Origin of the sequence: Psychrobacter sp. P2G3 (assembly GCF_001593285.1) — a bacterium.
Lineage (GTDB): Bacteria > Pseudomonadota > Gammaproteobacteria > Pseudomonadales > Moraxellaceae > Psychrobacter.
This window is the reverse complement of the sequence record NZ_CP012529.1, coordinates 2,833,999-2,853,542: the sequence shown is the minus strand read 5'-3', so window position 1 is coordinate 2,853,542 and position 19,544 is coordinate 2,833,999. Positions and strand designations below refer to the sequence as shown.

Genomic DNA, 19,544 nt, shown 5'->3' with positions numbered 1-19,544 from the left:
TATCAAGAGCGAAAATGCTACGCTATGTCGATAATATGTATCAATCTCACTAAGGCATTTCATATAAAACAAAGCATTTGTTAGACAGTATAAACTAAAATGGTGCTAGGCAGTTTTCAGCATAAGACAAAGTGTCGTTACGGCCAACGATAATGTGATCAATAAAAGTGATATCAAGTAAATCACAGGCCTTTTTCAGCTCATAGGTTAATAAGTTATCAGCCGTTGAAGGCTGCGCATCAGTATGAGGGTGATTGTGTGCGACGATTAGCTGACTGGCAGCATGGCTCAAAGCGTGGCGAAGGACGTGCTTGATGCATACTGAACAAGAAGAGATACCTCCAGTAAAAAGTATCTCAAAGTTTAATAGATTTAGAGCATTATCGAGACAGAGTACGGCAAAGACCTCACGACGCTCGCCGCGCAATTGCGTACTAATATAGTCTTTGACCGCCTGTGAACGCCCAAGCGCTTGACCAGTCTTAAGTTGACTATCTAAATAGCGTGTGCCCATCTCAAGCGAAGCTAATATCTGTGTATATTTGGCAGGGCCGATACCATGACAGGCAAGGACAGACTCTTGCGGCGCCGCTAAAAGTTCTGCTAGGCTACCGAACTGCTCAATCAAATGACGAGCAAGCTCGATAGCTGACTGTGATTGAGTACCAGTACGTAAAAATATTGCTAAAATCTCTGCGTCGGTAAGATGCGCTGCGCCAAATTTCAGCAGCTTTTCACGCGGTCTATCGTCTTCATGCCAGTCTTTTATAGCCACTATTTTTCCTTAAAAATGGGTTAATACTAAATAAATGAGAGAGTAAATAAGATTGGGAGAGAAAACTTTCCCCAATTTATCGCATAATTGTTACTATAAACGCAATTTTATCTTCTAACTTTTTATTGATGCCACGCCTATGTCAAATGTTGTGCTCGCTATTACGGGCGGTATTGCCGCTTATAAATCCGCTGTTTTTGCCCGCTTACTGATTAAAGCGGGGTTCGAGGTGCGCGTCATTATGACGACAGGCGCGCAAGCGTTCATCACACCGCTTACTCTACAAGCCTTGACTGGTAACGAGGTACATATCTCATTGCTTGATGAGCGTGCTGAGGCTGGCATGGGTCATATTGAGCTTGCCAAGTGGGCAGACTTGATAGTCATTGCTCCAGCTTCGGCCAACACTTTAGCTCGATTGGCAATGGGGATGGCAGATGACTTACTAACAACGGTATGTCTTGCAACTACCGCACCAGTATTGATTGCACCAGCGATGAACCAGCAAATGTGGGCGCATCCAGCGGTGAGTCTAAATGTGCAGACGCTAGCCGATATGAATTATCATATTATTAAGCCTGCAAGTGGCGAGCAAGCATGCGGTGATGTAGGGGCAGGGCGCTTGCCTGAGCCTGAGCAGTTATTAGCAGAGGTGCGCTTATTTAACGCGCAGCAAACTATCCCACAGCATCTATTTGGTAAAACGGTCGTTATTACCGCAGGACCTACTGTTGAAGCAATCGATCCGGTGCGCTATTTATCCAATCATTCTTCAGGAAAAATGGGTTTTGCATTGGCACAATCCTGCGTAGAGGCGGGAGCACAAGTCACGTTAATCGCTGGCGGTAAAGTCGCGCTACCAACGCCGCTTGGGGTCACCCGTATTGATGTATTGTCTGCCGCAGAGATGCTCACGACTGCCCAGCAATGCGTTGCTGGTACACATCCTGCTTTACTGGATTTGATTGAAAATGAACAACATGATGGTCATGAGCACCATCACTCCCATACGCACAGTCATGAACACGAACATGGCGACTGTGACTGCCATGAGCCGGACGATCAGGCGGAGCAGCAAAGTATGGCGTTAGGAAGTACAACGTTAAAAAGCAACCTAGATAACTTGCGCTTAGCTAACCTGCGCCATGCTGATATCTTTATCGCCACTGCTGCTGTTGCCGATTATCGTACTGAAGAAGCTGCCCCGCAAAAAATCAAAAAAACCCAAGATGCCATGATGCTAAATTTGGTCAAAAATCCTGATATTTTAGCGACTATTTCACACGCTTATCCTGATATGTTTGTCGTCGGTTTTGCAGCAGAAACACAAGATGTAGAGCACTATGCGCGCGGTAAGCTAGCTTCTAAAGATTTGGACTTGATTGCTTGTAACGATGTATCGCGCACAGACATTGGTTTCGCGAGCGATGACAATGCGATGCAAGTGTTTTTCTCTCAGCGCTATGCCCATGATACGGTGACATTAGAGAAAGCAAGCAAGGATAAGATTGCCGCGCAGCTCGCTACCATTATCGGCGAGACCCTGATGCAGCGTCTTAATGGTTAATCATTTAGTTATTAGCATCAAGCCGCAAATGATATGTCTGTTAGGGCTATTATGATGGACGTGGCTGATAGCGATAGCACCCAGACGTTATTGCTGATTGTGATTTTTGCGCTCGCATCACTGCTGCATGGTATTAGTGGGCTGGGTGTAACGTTGGTGACTACTACTGCGCTTGCCAGCATGTATCCGTTGCCACACGCCATTGTCTTGGTGATATTCCCGTCATTATTGCTAAATGCGATGACTTGGCTGGCAGGTGGCGGGCGTAGTATTTGGCAAAACTTTATCTATTATGGTAGACGCTATTGGCTGCTCGCGTTAACCAGCTTGCTCGGTAGTATTTTGGGTGCAAAGCTACTGCTGTGGGTAGATAGTGCTTACATTTTATTAGTATTAGCGGCTGTCATCGGCTTTTATGTGATAAGTGCATTACTCGGTAAGCAAATACGTCTGCCTAACACTAAGCCTGTGCTGATTATCGTTGGATTTAGTGCAGGAGTCATTGGCGGCGCCACCAACGCGATGTCAACCATACTAATGATGTACTTATTGTCTGCAAGTAACGATAAGAACACCATCGCTAAAGTCGGCAATATGTGCTATTTCTTGGGTAAAATTGCCCAAATTATCGTATTACGTGAGCCTATTATGGCGCTGAGCAGTGGTGAGTGGCAGCTAATTACTCTGCTGAGTGTCCTATCTATTGCCGTGCTTTTAGTCGGCATCCGCCTGCGTCGTTACTTGCCGCAAGCACGCTTTCGTCAGCTTATTTTATTGATTCTCACGGTACTTGGTATACGTGTGGGTTGGCAGGGGATTACGGCGTTTTTGTAGTATAGTCAGTACCAAATAGAATCGAACCATCAATAATTACGTGCTACTGGGATAAATTTTCCTTGCGTGCTGCTGATACAGAGGCTGCGCAAAATTTATCCCAGTAGCACTGACTCGGTTTTAAAGTGAGTTGACTATAGGCAGTGCTTTTCAGGTTAGCGATTGAATAAATTTAATACGATAGTAGCGATGACACTGATGACTATCATAGTGATCACTGGAAAATAAACCCGTGTATTGCCTGAAGTGTGTTTGATATCGCCTGGCAGATTACCTATCCACGAAAACGCGCTTGGAAACAGCAGCCAAATAACGCCGATGATAACCAACACAATGCCTATAACTATCAATATTTTTGCCATATAAAGCCTCGCAAATGCTCTGATTTTATATCGTCTTAACTAAATGGTTTTATTTCGACTATTAATGCGCTGCACATGAGCCAACCATCTCACCAAAATACAGCTGCTGGGCGACCCGAAAGGTATTACAGTGCGCTTCAACCACATCTTCAATATCTTCTGAATAACCACCGCCCATCACGATAGCGACTGGAATGTTAGCGGCTTTTGCTTGCTGCAACACATACTCATCACGTGCCTTGCAACCCCCTTGTGTTAAGCCAAGTTTACCCAGTTTGTCGGTCGCGAGCACATCGACAGCAGACTGATAAAAAATCATATCTGGTGCGACGTCGCTAATTAAGCGCGGCAGCGTATCCCTCAAAATCTGTAAATATTCTGCATCACCCGTATTGTTGTCCAGCTCAATATCTAAGTCAGATATTTCTTTACGAAAAGGATAGTTCTTGGCGCCATGCATACTAAACACAAAAACGCGCGGCTCATCCGCCATAATACTGGCGTTACCATTGCCTTGATGAACATCCAAATCAACGATTAAAATTTTCTGCGCCTGTCCACGATTTAATAGTAAATTACTGGCGATACAAACATCGTTAAAGACGCAAAATCCCTCGCCATGATCGGCAAACGCATGATGGGTGCCGCCCGCGACATTCATTGCTACACCGTACTGCTGGGCATATAACGCACATTCATAAGTGGCGTGAGCGATATGGCGACCACGATCTACTAACGCTTCGGTCATCTCAAAGCCAATAGGGCGCGCTTCTTTGCGCGGCAAGGTTTGAGTTTTAAGCTTATGCCAATAGTCCTCAGTATGGGTGGTTAAGATTTCGTCTTCTGTCAGACGCTTCGGTGCAAAAAAATTCTCGGTAGTGATAGTCCCTTCGCTAAGCAGGCGCTCAGGAATCATCGTATATTTTTGCATGGGAAAACGATGCTTGTCAGGTACGGAATAACGGAAAACTTCAGAGTAAGCAATTTTTAACATAATTTTTAATTGTGTCGGTATTGAAAAAGGTGATAAGAAATTCTTATTAAAAGTGATAAAGGGGTGGAATATGAGAGCTACTGACTTATATTTTGCTAAGTTTTTTGAATTAAGAGATTTTTGTGAATTAAGAAACTGTCTAAACTAAAAGACTTTTTAAATTGAGCATTTTTATTGAACAAACTGAGTCGGAAGAAAGAAGGTTCTTGAGTCGGATTGCTGACGTAGCTCTATAAGTAACGTTTGCATATCTTCAGCAGGGTCTTGAGTGTTGATTAAATCATCAAATATCTCGTAAGCAACTGTAGTCATGGCAATTACGCTTTGCAACAAATTCTCAAGGATATGATCATTAATACCAACTGCCTCGACATCGATAGCATGTTTATAACGTATTTCGCCATCATTCACATCCATCTCCAAATTACCGATTAGCATGTCATAATTAATTTGGGTGATAAGTAACATGGCTGCGTTTTGATGAGTTTCGGGCACTAAAAACGGTAAGATCCCATAGACCGCTAACAGATTGTTTTTCTCTTGCACGCGAAACAGATAGCCGCATTCTAATTGTTTATTGCGCATCCTTAAGGATAAATGGTGCGATTGCTGGCTGTCATTGGTTCTTGGCCGATAATGGGTGTAGTGCCACTGTTTGTCATTAAAATACTGTTTAAGGTAATCGACAATAGCTATGTCAGTATTGTTGTCTTGCTCAGCAGTCTGATTCAAAGAGTCCGCTTTAGAGCTTTCGCTGCTATTTTTGTCACCAGTAGCACTATCCATACTATTAGAATCGCTAGTGTCTGTTTTAGCAGAGCCTATGCTACTAGCATTTTTATCATTGGCCTTCTTATCACTAAACTTTTTATTAGCCTTTGCGCCATAAGTTCCAGTTTGCAAAGTGGTAGTATTATTTTCGTTATTAACATTATTTTCGTTATTAATATCAGTATCGTTATCAACGCTAACTTCATCTGCAAGTGACAACGAATGCTGCGGTATTTTCGCGTCATCAACAATAGCCTTCGGTGCTGAAGCAGTCAGGAACCGTTTGAATTTTTGCCATAAGCTGAGTTTATTATGTTGACTCATAGATGTTTTACTAACTAATAAATGAATAATATTAAAAACTGATAAACAAGCTAAAACCTCAAATTAATCTTTGCTGAATACAAAACCATCTTTGATGTTAGGTTGCGCATAAAATGCTTGTAACATGTTATAGATATGAGTGGTAAGCCATGTACTTTCAAGAGCATCATGCACGACAGGAAGTAGGGCGGTACTTAATTGCGTCATGGCCTCTTCATCGATATATAAGCTTGCTGCTACGCTCGCAATCGTATCCGACTGATGATTAGTGTACCAAGTGTCGACGCTAGCTGAGACAAGGCTGCGCAGGTAAGGCGACAATCGCAGACGGTTATAGCTTTGTTGGATGCTGGCTTCGATATGATCAATACTGCTATGGTCAGGCTCATCGTTTAAGTAGGTTTGTAGCTGGCTAATCGGTTGGTCTTTGATGCGTCCCCAACCTGTTATCAAGAGCCGAGCGACTTCTTCATTTGATAAATGTGCTTGCGCATTGGCCTCTGCTCGGCGAGTTAAGTCTTTAATATTGCGATGCAAGTAGGTTTGTAACTTTTCATCTAGGTTTCTGTTGGTTGCCTTCTCAAAAGAGCTGCGCCCAAGCTTCATGAGTTTACCAACACCACCTGCTTTATCTAGCGTGCTTTCCATAAAGTCGTTGATAGCGTGATATAGCGTTTGCGTCAGCAAGTCTGCAAAAGTTTCATTGCCGACCAGCGTATGAATCAAGGCATTACGCTGCTCGTCATGGCTACCTACGTAATTGGCAAGGGTCTCAATCTGAGTGTCATCCACCAGCTCAGATAAAGGTACGTTGTCATTGACCGGATGATAAATGACAGTATGCAATATATCGCGGATATCCTTACGCATGACATCGCTCATCGGTTGGCTAAGTAGCCAGTCATTAATTAGGTGCTGTAAATCATCGGCGCTGACGTATTTATATAGAGGCTGCGCGCCTAACCACTGCCAAGCCTCTACAGCCATCGGCTCTGCTTGCTGCTGTAACCACTGCTGCATAAAGGCGACTTGAGCATCGATTAAGCTATCCATAGTTAGACTAGCAGCTGATAAGCTTGCGCTAGGATGAGCAGTTGCAGTACCTGTATGAGGCGTTGGAGTTTGAGTGTCTGATGCTTGAGTGTTTAGAGTTTGGTTATCTTTTGAAGTCTGCATAGGTTTTGAGGTCATAGTAATCGACAATTTGTTATACTGTGTGGATATAGTGAGCATAAAGTATTATGCCATGAACAACGTATTCGTTTGTGATGAATATTGCTTAGCCCTTGATAAATAATGAGAGATTTGATGACGGCTGTGGATGCACCCTTACTTGCGCTCGATGCGCTGACGGTTCAGCGCGGTGAAATACCTTTATGTGAAGGGGTCACGCTCAACTTACCTGCTGGTAGCATCTGTCACTTGGTTGGTGCAAACGGTACGGGTAAAACGACGTTACTGATGCAACTGGCTGGATTGTTGCCAGTACTGACGGGTGAGGTTCACTACCAAGGCGTAGCAAGTCTGCCTATTCAGCCTTTATATGTCTCGCATCAATTGGGCATTCATTCCAATCTTACGGTCGCGCAAAATCTGACGTTTTTGCTGAATTTATATGGTATTACCCCAAGTATCGCTGATATTGATAATGCCCTCACTTGGGTGGGATTGCAGGGCTTTGAGACGATTAGCTCAAGCCATTTATCTGCTGGGCAAACGCGTCGCATTACGCTTGCAAGATTATATTTGTTGACGCCGGACGTGACACCATTATGGTTACTTGATGAGCCTTTTACGGCACTTGATGTCGATATGGTGGCACGAATGGAAGACAGGTTGCGCGATTTTGCCCATACTGGCGGATCGATATTGATGACCAGTCATCAGGCAGTCGGCGTTGCCAATCAGGTGCTCGATTTGTCAGATTACATGGTATAAGTGCGACAAATATAAGTGAAAGGACGGATAATGACAGATAGTCCATTACAAAATAGTCCAGTGCAAGAGAGCACCATGCAAGAAGACCTAATGCAAGACAGTCCAGTACAAGTAGCGAATAAAAGCTTGAACGTTAGCGCATCGGCTGCACGTGGTATCAGCTTTATGCAGTTATGGCGACGTGAGTGGCACGTAAAGCAGCAAGGGGCTGTACAGTGGTTGTACCCTTTAGTACTATTTTTAGTGATTATCACTTTGTTTCCGCTAGCCGTTGGTAGTGAGCCTGCACTATTGCAGCGTCTTGGCGTGTCTGCTGTGTGGATTGCCGCTCTGTTGTCACTGGTGATGGGCGTTGATGGCTTATTTAAACCCGCTCTCGATAATGGCACACTGGCGCAATTGGTCGTTGCCAAAGCTTCGCTACCGTTATGGGTGCTTATCCGCTTAGTCATTCATTGGATTTTTAGTAGTGGGATTGTGGCTGTGCTCAGTTTACTTGCCGTGCCATTGTTTCAGCTCAGCTGGTTTGAGGCGTGGATATTGATGGCCTCTATTGTGACGGGTAGTCCAATGCTGTTGATGTTGTCAGCGGTCGCCAGTAGTTTGACGCTGTCATTGAAGAATGGCGCGGTGCTGGTGCCTTTGATTGCTTTGCCGATGCAGTTGCCAGTGTTAATTTTTGCCACCGGAGCGGTTGATTTATTTGCCACTGGTCTTAATGGTTTGCCGATATTGGCTTTATTATTGGCAGGTAGTATTATCTCGGTTTTGGTTATGCCATGGGTGATTGCAATGACCTTAAAAATGGCGTGGCTAAATTAAAACGTATAGGCTGGCTTGTTATTGCTTCTCTTATCAAAGCCATTTGTATGAACAGCATGTTGAAAACTGGCAACTTTGCTATAATAGCCAGTTAAATAAGTAACAGTCACTTGTAGATTCTATCCAGTGTTTAACGCCGGCAGGTTAACAGGTAGTAGCGCCAATGTTGCGCTGTATCCGTATAACCAATAAGCTGTGCAAATAGGTTTATTCTCATGCCCAACCTGAATAATGTCTCATCTCCTAGCCTATGGCAGCGTATCTGGCAAGGCTTCTTGACCACTGTGGGTACCAAGCAGTTTTTTCGCATCTTTGCGCCTTGGGTTAAGTGGTTAGCTGTACTGTCCAGTATTTTTCTGCTGATCGGTAGCGTTTGGGGTCTCGCTTTTGCGCCGCCCGATTACCTACAAGGTAATAGCTACCGTATTATCTTTATTCACGTACCAGCGGCCAGTATCGCTATTTCTATCTATTTTGCCCTCGCAGTATTGGGGGTAATCTTTCTCGTTTGGAAAATTAAGACGGCCAGTCTTGTGGCGCAGGCGCTTGCTCCGCTGGGCTTTTTACTATGCGTGATTAGTTTGATTACGGGCTCTATTTGGGCAAAACCAACTTGGGGTACTTACTGGGTTTGGGATGCGCGTTTAACGTCTATGCTGATTTTGGCGTTTTTATATGCGGGCGTGATGGCGTTGTTTGCAGCGTTTGAGCATACCGCCAACCGTGGTAAAGCAGCCGCCATTTTATCTATTGTCGGCGCAGTGAACCTACCTATTATCAAGTATTCAGTAGAGTGGTGGAATACCTTACATCAGGGCTCAACCTTCACGTTAACGGCCGCGCCCAAAATGTCTGCAGATATGTGGATGCCGTTGCTACTTATGATTATCGGTAGTTACTTACTAGTCGCAACATTAACGATTTATCGTACCAACACCCTAATCTTGTACCGTGATCAAGGTAAAGCGTGGGTCAAAGAATATATTCGTGGGCAAGCCAAATAACCACACAACTATGGACAAAACAAATAACGGCTAGGAACCTATTATGCAGCCTTACTTTTATAGCGTATCTGAGTTCATCGCCATGGGTAAGCATGGTGTTTTTGTCTGGTCATGTTGGGCAATTGCGGTTGGCGTGATGCTGGCTTTTATTATATATAGTCGCAGGCAGCGCCAAGCACTTATCAAACAGCTGACCATTCAGCAGGCTCGACAAGCTCAGCGTACCGCTAAAACCCCTAATCCTGCAACCAAGCAGCCAATGTAAAAATTATTTTAATATCATAGATTTAGTTCACAAAATTATGACCTCTAAATTGTAAAGATATGACCGTATTAGGGCTTGTGGGGCTTATTGATTTGTCCGAAAAATGCTACCATATAGCTATTAGAAGAGTACGATTAGAAAGATACTTTCAAAAAATTTTTCTAATGGTAGTTTCTTCAATATTTTCTGTTTTATAAATTGTTTATATTCAATAAAGCAGCGACTCATCAATGAGGTAGTGGTATGAACGCAGTTCGTCGCAAAAAACTGATGTGGGTTATGTTCACGCTTGCAGGGGCAGCAGTGGCGGTAGTGTTAGTCATTTATGCTATTGGTCAACAAACCGATTACTATTTCGATGCTACGGCGATTGCTCAAGGCGAAGCGCCACAAGATAAGCGCATTCGTGCAGGTGGTATGGTAGTCGCCGGTAGCGTACAGCGCGCACCAGACAATCCATTAAATGTTGAGTTCGCGATTACGGATTTTGAATCAACGGTTCCGGTCACCTATCAAGGTATCTTGCCAGATTTGTTTGCTGAAAACTCAGGCATCGTCGCCACTGGCAAAATGCAGGGTGAGATTTTTGTGGCTGGTGAAGTGTTGGCTAAGCATGATGAAAACTACATGCCACCAGAAGTTGCCAAGTCGATGAAAGAAAACAATCGCAGCGGTTTAACCCCAACCTCTGAGCAGTATAATCCTGCTGAACCGATTCATGAGACTGAAACACTACAACAATAACGTTTGAGTCAAACTAACAGTAAAAAAGAGCTGCTAATAATATATTAGCGGCTCTTTTTATATACAAATTTTGGTATCAATAGATTTTAGTCGTCCCATACAGGAGTATAGTCAGGATGCTCAATTTTGCGACCGTCACTGCGGGCTAAACTGCAAATCTTTTCTAATTCATCTGCGCTCAATTGAACGTTGATGGCATCTAAGTTCCCTTGCAAGTGCTCAGGATTAGAAGTCTTGGGAATAGCGATACGATCTTTGTCTGATAGTATCCAAGCCAATGATATCTGTGCTGGAGTTACGCCATGCTTCTCAGCGATTTCTTTGATGACTTCATTATCAAACACATCACCGCGCGCTAGTGGCGAGTAGGCTTCTAATAAAATATGGTGATTGTTCAAAAAAGCCTGCAAGGTATTTTGCTTAATGAACGGATGAAATTCAACTTGGTTGACCACAATCGGCACGTCAGCGTACTTTTTGGCTTCAATAATATTGGCAATATTAAAGTTAGATACCCCGATATTGCGCGTTAAGCCTTGTTTTTGTAGTTCACACAATGCAGGAATAGTCTCAGATAACGGTACACGATCATCGGGCCAGTGTAATAACAGCAGGTCGACATAATCAGTATCTAGATTTTCTAAAGAACGTTTGGCCGCTGCGATTAATTTTTCTGGTTGAAACTTCATATCGTCAGGAAAAATCTTCGTAGTCAAAAAGAATTTATCACGAGATATGCCTGATTGCTTAATACCTTGACCGACTTCCTTTTCATTATCATAAGCTTGAGCGGTATCAATATGTTCGTAACCCATCTTTAAACCTTGACTGACGACATCAACACAATCTTGTCCAGTCGACTGCCAAGTACCCAATCCTAGTACCGGAATATTGGCTTGTCCAGCCGTACGAATATTATAGGTTTTAGTACTCATATTATTATCCTTGTTATTTGTATGATTTGTTAATAGAGGACTTATTAACAGAGCGATTATTCATGAATATTATTGTCTCGACCTCTATACAGCCTAACCACTATAGAAAAAAGCAGGCTAAAGTGAAAGGGCGAGTGACGGTTTCCTACAAAGGACAAACAGGCTGTAACGTCATTTACTATTCTGATTTGTAGGATGAACAGTATTTTCAAACTGTTAAGTGTCTCTCAAGCGAACAAATCCTTACCACTAGTATGGTTATTATAAGGTAATATAGAAACTAAGCTATAACCAATCTTTTATATGCATTTTATTCAAAAAAATCAAACAGTTATCTTAAAATTATTCCAGTATTTAATTTCTCTAAACTCATATAAAAACCTTTGCTTTGATTGGGGATATTATGTCAATCGTTTCAAAAGCTCATCTTTCAGAAGACGAGCTATCAAAAAATAACAACGTCGGACAGAGCCCTATTTCTTGGTTCATCTTTGGCCTTATGACCAGTGTTACTTTTATCGGTATTCTATCAGAGCTGATGCCTTCCGGTATTTTGCCGCAAATGACGGCAGGTCTTGGTATCGAACAGACCCAAGTCGGATTTTTGGTCGGTATCTATGCGTTGGCTTCAGCGATTTTTGCTATTCCGTTAATCAGTATGACGCTGTGGGTCAACCGTAAAATTCTTTTAATGGTTTTATTAGCAGGTTTTGCGGTTTCCAATATCGTCGTCGGGCTCACTTCATCTTATTCGCTTATTGTTGCTATGCGTATTCTGGGTGGTATCTGTGCCGGTATTATGTGGCCGATGATAGCTGCCTACGGTACCGCGCTTGTGCCAGAGAATATGCATGGTAAGGCAATCACTATCATCATGGCAGGTAATACCTTTGGTGTGAGTTTGGGTCTGCCAGTGATGACCTTTATCGGGACACAAGTAGGCTGGCGCACATCCTTTATCGTACTCGGTGTACTAGGCGGGGTAATTGCGCTATTGGCGATGAAGTTTTTACCATCCGTAAAAGGTGAAAAGCTGACGCAAAGCAATTCGCCAATAGCCGTGCTAAAAATACCTGGCGTTTGGATAGTCTTAGCCCTCACTTTCTTGGCAGTCGTTGCGCATTACAGTACCTATACTTATATCACTTTATTGGTTGAAACCTTGGAATTTGTCGGCGGTATTAGTTTAGCCCTGCTTATCTTCGGTATCGGTTCTGTCATCTCAGTCATACTATCCGCCAAGATTATCGATACGCATCTGCGTGGTTTGATCGTCAGTATGCTTGTATCTGGAGCGATAGCTATGTTGCTATTCGTCTTCTTCAGAGGAATGAATGGCTTCTCGCATTTTGCCTTTTTATTATGGGGACTAGCATTCGGACCTTTGGTAACGATGTTCCAAACAGCAGTCAGTCACCAAGTCACCGAAGCAAAAGCCGTCGCGACTTCCGTACAATCAAGTGTGTTTAACTTTTCCATTATGATTGCGACATGGCTTGCGGGCTTGATTTTGGTTCATATGCCAGAGACAGGCGTCTTAGGTATTGTATATCTATCCATTTTTTGTTTCGTTCCTGCCATCATCATTACCTTCATATCTAAGAAAACATTGGATGCGGCTACTGTCGGGTAGCGTTCAATAAAGTAGCTTTTAATAAAATAATGTTCGATAAGCAATTTCAATAAATAATTATTTAATAATAATAGGAGTTTGTCATGATTAAGTTTACTAATGCCAATATCTATCGCAATAGCGATGCCAATGAAATTTTGGTCAAAGACGGTGTTATTCAGCAGATAGGTAACAATTTGCCTGCTGCTGAAGAAGAGATCGATCTCAAAGGTCGTTTGATCGTACCGCCTTATGTGGACTCGCATCTGCATCTTGATTATGTCTACACGGGCGGCGGCGATGATGCCAAGAACGCCTCAGGTACCTTGTTCGAAGGTATTGCTCGCTGGCATGATGTCAAAAAGACGCAAACTTTTGAAGATGCTAAATCGCGTATGTTGAAAGGTATTCAAGAAGAAGTGTCCAAAGGGGTGCAATACATTCGTACCCATATTGACGTCTGCGACCCTGATTTGACTGGACTTAAAGCAATGCTTGAGCTGCGCGAAGAGCTAAAAGACAATGTGACTATTCAGATTGTCGCTTTCCCGCAAGAGGGTATGTACGCCTATAAAGGGGCTGTTGAGTTGATGGAAGAGGCGCTAAAGATGGGCGCGGATTGCGTCGGCGGTATTCCACATTTTGAATGGGCGTACGAGTTCGGGCAAGATTCTGTGCGTAAGACAGTTGAGCTTGCGCTCAAGTATGACAAGCTCATCGACGTGCATTGCGATGAAACCGATGACCCGATGAGCCGCCACGTGCAACTGTTAAATGCTTTGGTGATGATTGAAGGTATAGGCTCTCGAACAGCGGCCAGCCATACTTGTTCATTTGGTTCGGCAGATGACGCTTATGCGTTTCGCATGATGGGACTGTTTGAACAATCGCAGATGAACTTCATTGCGCTGCCTACTGAAAATGCTTATTTGCAAGGTCGCCAAGATACTTATCCCAAGCGTCGTGGTTTAACGCGAGTGAAGGAATTTTGGGAGAATGGTATCAACATCTCTTTTGGTCAAGATTCTATCAACGACCCTTGGTATCCAGCGGGCAACGGTAACATGATGAATATCTTAGATAATGGTATTCATTTAGCACAAACCATGTCATTACCGCAGCTCGACGTCTGTCTTGACTTCATTACTTTTAATGGTGCTAAGACTCTAAATATCGAAGAAGAGTATGGTATAGAAGTCGGCCGTGCCGCAAACTTTTTGGTATTAGATGCGACAAGTCCATTTGAAGCAGTGCGTCAGCGCGCGGATGTACTGGCCTCTATTCGCAATGGTAAGTATCTGTTTAAAAAACCTGAGCCTAGTTATGATATTGAGCTGGACTTGTTTAGAAGCACTATTTAACGATTAGTCCAAAAGCTAAATATAAAATTCAGACCATAAAAAATGCCCATTACTCATAAGTAGTGGGCATTTTTGTGTTTACGATTTGAACTTTTAGCACTATTAGTTAATTATTGAAACTAACCGTTTTTAAGTGTCTAAATTTTTGCTCAAGCAGATTTAAGTTACTGAGCTGCTTCCGCTTCTACAGGGGCAGTAATCGCAGTAGCTGGCGCAGTGTTATTACCCCAGATTTTTGGGTACTTGTAGCCTGGGAAAGTATCATGAGCATACTTTTTGAAGGCTTCTGAGTTATAAGCGTTAGTCACGTCTTCAACCCATTTTTTACCAGTATCAGTAGACTTAATCGCTGACCAGTTTACATAATTGAAGCTTGGCTCTTGGAACAAGGCTTCAGTTAGCTCAATGCCAGCATCAGTAGCATAGTTACCATTGATAACGGCAAAGTCTACTTCGTCACGGGCACGTGGTAATTGAGCGGCTTCTAACTCAACGATTTTGATATCGTATTTGCTGTTATCAGCGATGTCAGTTTTTGAAGCAGTCAATGGATCAACGTCATCTTTTAAGGTAATCCAGCCAAGATCATTCATCATAACCAATGCACGGGCAAAGTTACTTGGGTCATTCGGCGCAGAGACGCTCATGCCTTTATACACGTCATCAAGGCTAGTCTTTTTACCAGAGTAAATGCCAAGTGGTGCGGTTGGAACTTGGAAAACTTCGACCAAATCAAGATTGTTTTCTTTTTTAAAGGTATCAAGATAAGGCTTGTGTTGGAAGATATTGATATCCAAATCACCTTCAGCCAATGCCAAGTTAGGGCGGACATAGTCAGTAAAAGCAATTAGCTCAACTTCATAACCTTGCTCTTCCAGTGAGGCTTTGACTTGGTTACGTACCATATCGGCGAAGTCACCTTCGGTAGTACCGATGATGATTTTGGTGTGTTCAGGATCAATATCGCTAGCAGCAGTTTCAGCAGTTGTGCCTTCAGACACGGCTTCTTTAGTCGCTTCTGGCGCTGATGAGTTGTTACAGCCTACTAATACTAAGCTTGATACACCAACAGCGGCAAATGCGGTCGCTAACTGACGGCTGATATCTGTTAATTTCATGAAATTTCCTTATTAATACATGGGATTGGGTAAAACGGTTATCGTCTGAGCATTAAAAAAGCAACATTCTAAGTAGTAATGCTGCTTTCTTATGAGCTGAGATAAGGAGTAATTACTGCCAAAAATAAACCTAGTCGCTTGCAATGTCAAGCATTCTCTAACGTGGCTTAGCGTTTGTCTAAACGATTGGCTAACCAATTACCAAAGGCTTGAATCGAGATGACCATGACCGACAGCATAATGACGATAAAAATCATCACTTCAGTCTGATAACGATAATAGCCGTAACGAATAGCTAAGTCACCCAAACCACCACCACCAATCATACCAGCAGCAGCTGAATAAGAAAGCAGGCTAATAGTTAGAATAGTCACCGAGAGTACCAATCCTGAGCGCGCCTCATTAAGTAGTACCTTAATGATCGTAAAAGGACGTGCGCCCATAGATTCGGTGGCTTCAATGATACCGCGCGGTACTTCACGCAGATTTTGCTCAACTAAACGCGCAAAATAAAACGAACCAGCAATCGCTAGGACTAAAGATGCAGCAATAGGGCCAATGCCTGTGCCAACAATGGCTTTAGTAAATGGGCTCATGGCAATCATCAAAATGACAAAGGGGAAAGCACGCATAAAGTTAGTGATGCCACCCAATATGGCATACAGCCCTTTATTCTGTAAAAACTGTCGATCGCTGGATAAAAATAAGAATATTCCAAACAGACCACCAATGGTAACGGCAGCTGCAGTAGAGATACCAAGCATAACGAAAGTGTCAAACGACGCTTGCCAAATTTCTTTACGTAGCGCAAGCAACTTGTCTATTGAGGCAGACAATTCAGTACCAGTCAACATATCTATTTCTCCTGCCGCCTTAGTCTTCGTGCACTAAGCCTTTGCCAATCGGGGTGGTTGCCTGAATCAGACCGTCTCGTACATCTGCAACTTCAAGTAGCTGTCCCTGATGCAGCAATGCCGCACGATCACAGAGTCTACGAATGACACTCATTTCGTGAGTCACAATAACAATGGTCACGCCAAGCTGCTCATTAATTTCGCGTAGACAGGTCAATAGGCTGCGAGTGGTAGCAGGATCAAGGGCACTGGTCGGCTCATCGGCTAGCAAAACTTTTGGGCTTGGCGCAATCGCGCGAGCTATACCAACGCGCTGTTTTTGACCGCCTGAAAGCTGTGCAGGATAATGACCAGCACGATCCGTTAGGTCCACAATCTCAAGACAATCCATGACACGCTTATGAATATCGCGGCGAGGATAACCAGCAACCGTCAAGTTAAAGGCCACATTGTCAAAGACAGTGCGATTAGACATCAGGTTAAATTGCTGAAAAATCATGCCGATATTGTGGCGGGCAATACGCAAATCACTGGCAGACAATGTGGTTAAGTCAGTACCATCGATAATGACCTGACCTGAGTCTGGACGCTCAAGCATATTAATAAGGCGTAACAAGGTGGACTTACCAGCACCCGAATAGCCCATTAAGCCAAAGATTTCACCTTTTTGGACAGATAACGACGTTGGCTCAACGGCAGTGAACCAATGCGGCTTACCGTCCTTGTCTTTTATTGATCGGTCGCTTAAAAAGCTTTTGGTCACGTCATTTAGAACGATCATGTCACTCATGGAATGCTCAAAATTAGTAAATAAGGTAGCGGTTGTAACATCGATATACTATTGCTCGATGACAGCGTCGAATCTATGCCAATAACAATATAATAAGGGGCGGTAATATAGCATATTTATAGGCGTTTTGGATATGCAGATTCATGACTGTCTTATAACAAGATAGCTATTAGCAGTAATACGTACTACGGCATGTAAAAGATTATAGTTGAGATTGAGGGTTGGATAGTATGTAAATAAGGACAAGGAATTAAAGAGGTAATATTATATTGCCGCCAAACTTGTAAAAGCAGTCAATGAGTTAGTCATTTACTGCCTACTTACTAATCATGTAACTAACTATGGTTATCATGGCTGCGATGAGGGTCATGTTTGACTGGAATCACTACCAAAAACCTAGTATGACCGTTAATAGTATCAGTAACGATATGACCTTGATGGGCAGTAACAATTTGCGATACTAGCGATAAGCCTAGACCCGAGCCCTTGTTTTTTTGCTGCAAGCGTACAAACGGACTAAAGATATCTTCACGTTTGTCTTCTGGAATACCTGCACCTTCGTCAATAACCGCGAGTACTGCATATTTTGGCAAAGGGCGCTCATCTTCAGACTTAGATTTTTTTAGATGCTTTTTAAATAAGCTTTCTTTACGCGGTGTGCTATTAGATTCACTATCACCATCGGTATTCTGGTCATTGCTGGCTTTAGTTATTTTACCTTTGTTGCTAACCTTGTCATTTATAGATTTAGTCGTTGCAGGCTTATCAGTGACGGACTTGATATTAGCGATACTCAGTCCATCATTTGTGGAGTGTTGTTGTGAGTCTGGAACGATATTCCAAATCATTCTTTTAATTCTATCAGCCAGATCAGAGCTAAGTTTGCTATGACCATTTTGAAGTGTCTTATCACTAATAGTTGGTGCTAGGGCATCAGTTATTTGATTACGGTTGCTACCATTATTAGATATAGCCTGCGATTGCTCGGCTTCATCATCACTATTATTCTTTCCACCGTGCTCTTTGTTATTATGCTCAGCAAGCGTTTCACCATTTCGAAAAATGACAGGTGTCGGTAACACATCTAACGGCTCTGATACATCGGTTGGCGTTTCAAGCTCAGACTTTACCTGAATTAAATTAACGTTTTGGTTGTCTTTCGATTGCCCTGTCACGTCGAGATGCTTGTCATAATTTGAGCGACTATAGTCAGCAAAGCTACTGCATACTAACGAATGTAATAGATATTCAGGTAGGGTATCTGCCTCTTCAAGAGTTTGCACGCCATAAAGCAAAATAGTGACTGGCGGAACACCATGTAGCATGGCGTTATTCAATAGGTTACGAATGAGATGAGTCAACATCGGCGGTTGACCATCAATCACAATGTGCTCACCAATTAAGGTTGCTTCTGGATAATGTTGACGCTCTTGGTTAACTAAATCATAAAAATCTACGCGCTCAACTTGCTGCATCGCATGGCCAGCATCGAGACGACTGACTAAAAGTATACTTTCAACTAAATCGTTAAGCCCTGATAAGTCGCGATTGATCGCTTGCGCCCGTTTATCAAACTTCGCTTTCGTATCCTTTGGCATCGAGCCTGCAAGCATATCCATCATTTCAATTTGTAGGCGAATGCGAGTAATAGGTGTACGTAGCTCGTGTGAGGCATGTGCTAGTAATAAATTATTGGCATCAATAAGATGCTCTATTTTTTGAGCGGCTTGGTTAAACCCACGCGCGAGCAAAGCAATCTCATCATTACCGCGACTATTGACACGTACAGTAAAGTCACCATCACCAAGCTGACTCATCTGCTGGCTCATATGGTTAATACGCCATGTCATTGAACGTGCAATCCACCATAGCGCGCCTGCCATAATCATAAGCAATAGCAGCGTACCAGTGAATAAGTTTAAGGCAGCAGATAACGCAGGCTTTTTCGGCACCAAACGTGACTCATATAGCAGTGTGTAACCAGTGCTGCTATAGACTTGGGCTTGCTGAGTAGGAGGTGTGTCTGAAAAAGATGGGAATATTAGAGTTAATAGAGAAGGCGTTGCAGGTAGCTCTAACGGCAGATCACTATTGTCCGTCTGCATAAGCAGGCGACCTTGACTGTCGTATAGGCCCATTTTGGCTTGCAATGATTCATCAAAAATATCAAAACTTTTTTTGACCACAGCTAACATAAAGCGTGCTTGCAGTCGATTGTTTTTGCTAATAGCCGTATTTAATTCATGCAAAAAGGGGTCAATCTGTCCAAGTATTTGTGTTGCCACAACTTCTGAGCGGATACCTGCGTTCTTGTCATGGACAAGCTGCGTCAATAGCACCATAGCTACTGCAAACAAAATAAGTGCCAGCATGACACTGGCAAATAGTTTTGCAAATACGGAGCGAAAACCCAACTGCTGCATTAAATGCTCTCTATTATCAAACACTCATATCGATGATTAGCAATAGCCACC

General features: G+C 43.1%; 19 protein-coding genes. 9 read left to right on the top strand and 10 right to left on the bottom strand.

The window, feature by feature from the left end:
- Positions 1 to 94 precede the first annotated feature (94 nt).
- Positions 95 to 775 carry a DNA repair protein RadC gene (radC, locus tag AK823_RS11680; protein WP_068329421.1) on the bottom strand — a complete coding sequence of 227 codons (681 nt, stop codon included), beginning with the start codon at positions 773 to 775 and terminating at the stop codon, positions 95 to 97.
- A 139-nt stretch (positions 776 to 914) separates the two neighbouring features.
- Here radC and coaBC point away from each other — a divergent pair, with 139 nt between their 5' ends.
- Both coaBC and AK823_RS11670 read left to right on the top strand, forming a co-directional pair.
- Entirely contained in the window at positions 915 to 2,342 is a 1,428-nt protein-coding gene (gene coaBC / locus AK823_RS11675) for a bifunctional phosphopantothenoylcysteine decarboxylase/phosphopantothenate--cysteine ligase CoaBC (RefSeq protein ID WP_068329418.1), read from the top strand.
- Between the two features lie 51 nt (positions 2,343 to 2,393).
- Positions 2,394 to 3,176 carry a sulfite exporter TauE/SafE family protein gene (locus AK823_RS11670; RefSeq protein ID WP_068329417.1) on the top strand — a complete coding sequence of 261 codons (783 nt, stop codon included), beginning with the start codon at positions 2,394 to 2,396 and terminating at the stop codon, positions 3,174 to 3,176.
- A 155-nt stretch (positions 3,177 to 3,331) separates the two neighbouring features.
- On the opposite strand, the gene AK823_RS11665 is transcribed toward AK823_RS11670, so the two are convergent.
- The 4 genes from AK823_RS11665 to AK823_RS11650 all read right to left on the bottom strand — a co-directional run bounded on the left by AK823_RS11665 (position 3,332) and on the right by AK823_RS11650 (position 6,818).
- Positions 3,332 to 3,538 (bottom strand): DUF2905 domain-containing protein, encoded by a 207-nt coding sequence (locus AK823_RS11665; protein WP_068329416.1) that lies wholly within the window; start codon positions 3,536 to 3,538, stop codon positions 3,332 to 3,334.
- Positions 3,539 to 3,599: 61 nt separating this feature from the next.
- Positions 3,600 to 4,532: a histone deacetylase gene (locus AK823_RS11660; RefSeq protein ID WP_068329415.1), complete on the bottom strand. Its 933-nt coding sequence runs from the start codon at positions 4,530 to 4,532 to the stop codon at positions 3,600 to 3,602.
- A 171-nt stretch (positions 4,533 to 4,703) separates the two neighbouring features.
- Positions 4,704 to 5,627: a YbjN domain-containing protein gene (locus AK823_RS11655; RefSeq protein WP_068329413.1), complete on the bottom strand. Its 924-nt coding sequence runs from the start codon at positions 5,625 to 5,627 to the stop codon at positions 4,704 to 4,706.
- A 63-nt stretch (positions 5,628 to 5,690) separates the two neighbouring features.
- Positions 5,691 to 6,818, bottom strand: coding sequence for a hypothetical protein (locus AK823_RS11650; RefSeq protein ID WP_068330316.1), 1,128 nt, complete (start codon positions 6,816 to 6,818; stop codon positions 5,691 to 5,693).
- Between the two features lie 117 nt (positions 6,819 to 6,935).
- Here AK823_RS11650 and ccmA point away from each other — a divergent pair, with 117 nt between their 5' ends.
- The 5 genes from ccmA to ccmE all read left to right on the top strand — a co-directional run bounded on the left by ccmA (position 6,936) and on the right by ccmE (position 10,400).
- Complete coding sequence (gene ccmA, locus AK823_RS11645; RefSeq protein WP_068329405.1) at positions 6,936 to 7,565, top strand: heme ABC exporter ATP-binding protein CcmA; 630 nt, start codon at positions 6,936 to 6,938, stop codon at positions 7,563 to 7,565.
- 165 nt (positions 7,566 to 7,730) lie between these two features.
- On the top strand, positions 7,731 to 8,387 hold the full coding sequence (locus AK823_RS11640) for a heme exporter protein CcmB (protein ID WP_068039454.1): 657 nt from the start codon (positions 7,731 to 7,733) through the stop codon (positions 8,385 to 8,387).
- 215 nt (positions 8,388 to 8,602) lie between these two features.
- A complete protein-coding gene (gene ccmC / locus AK823_RS11635; protein ID WP_068329401.1) occupies positions 8,603 to 9,391 on the top strand; it encodes a heme ABC transporter permease CcmC in 789 nt (262 codons plus the stop codon).
- A 43-nt stretch (positions 9,392 to 9,434) separates the two neighbouring features.
- Positions 9,435 to 9,656: a heme exporter protein CcmD gene (ccmD, locus tag AK823_RS11630; RefSeq protein WP_068037791.1), complete on the top strand. Its 222-nt coding sequence runs from the start codon at positions 9,435 to 9,437 to the stop codon at positions 9,654 to 9,656.
- A gap of 243 nt (positions 9,657 to 9,899) precedes the next feature.
- Positions 9,900 to 10,400 carry a cytochrome c maturation protein CcmE gene (ccmE, locus tag AK823_RS11625; RefSeq protein ID WP_068037788.1) on the top strand — a complete coding sequence of 167 codons (501 nt, stop codon included), beginning with the start codon at positions 9,900 to 9,902 and terminating at the stop codon, positions 10,398 to 10,400.
- Positions 10,401 to 10,486: 86 nt separating this feature from the next.
- Here the strand turns inward: ccmE and AK823_RS11620 are convergent, their stop codons facing one another.
- Positions 10,487 to 11,335: an aldo/keto reductase gene (locus AK823_RS11620; RefSeq protein ID WP_068329398.1), complete on the bottom strand. Its 849-nt coding sequence runs from the start codon at positions 11,333 to 11,335 to the stop codon at positions 10,487 to 10,489.
- Positions 11,336 to 11,738: 403 nt separating this feature from the next.
- Here AK823_RS11620 and AK823_RS11615 point away from each other — a divergent pair, with 403 nt between their 5' ends.
- Entirely contained in the window at positions 11,739 to 12,968 is a 1,230-nt protein-coding gene (locus AK823_RS11615) for an MFS transporter (RefSeq protein WP_068329395.1), read from the top strand.
- A gap of 83 nt (positions 12,969 to 13,051) precedes the next feature.
- Positions 13,052 to 14,308, top strand: coding sequence for an amidohydrolase family protein (locus tag AK823_RS11610; RefSeq protein WP_068329392.1), 1,257 nt, complete (start codon positions 13,052 to 13,054; stop codon positions 14,306 to 14,308).
- A 164-nt stretch (positions 14,309 to 14,472) separates the two neighbouring features.
- On the opposite strand, the gene AK823_RS11605 is transcribed toward AK823_RS11610, so the two are convergent.
- The 4 genes from AK823_RS11605 to AK823_RS11590 form a co-directional block, all read right to left on the bottom strand.
- Complete coding sequence (locus AK823_RS11605) at positions 14,473 to 15,426, bottom strand: MetQ/NlpA family ABC transporter substrate-binding protein (protein ID WP_068329390.1); 954 nt, start codon at positions 15,424 to 15,426, stop codon at positions 14,473 to 14,475.
- Positions 15,427 to 15,593: 167 nt separating this feature from the next.
- A complete protein-coding gene (locus AK823_RS11600) occupies positions 15,594 to 16,190 on the bottom strand; it encodes a methionine ABC transporter permease (RefSeq protein WP_203226544.1) in 597 nt (198 codons plus the stop codon).
- A 109-nt stretch (positions 16,191 to 16,299) separates the two neighbouring features.
- A complete protein-coding gene (locus tag AK823_RS11595) occupies positions 16,300 to 17,070 on the bottom strand; it encodes a methionine ABC transporter ATP-binding protein (protein ID WP_068037765.1) in 771 nt (256 codons plus the stop codon).
- Between the two features lie 335 nt (positions 17,071 to 17,405).
- Positions 17,406 to 19,493 carry a sensor histidine kinase gene (locus AK823_RS11590; RefSeq protein WP_068329387.1) on the bottom strand — a complete coding sequence of 696 codons (2,088 nt, stop codon included), beginning with the start codon at positions 19,491 to 19,493 and terminating at the stop codon, positions 17,406 to 17,408.
- Positions 19,494 to 19,544 lie beyond the last annotated feature (51 nt).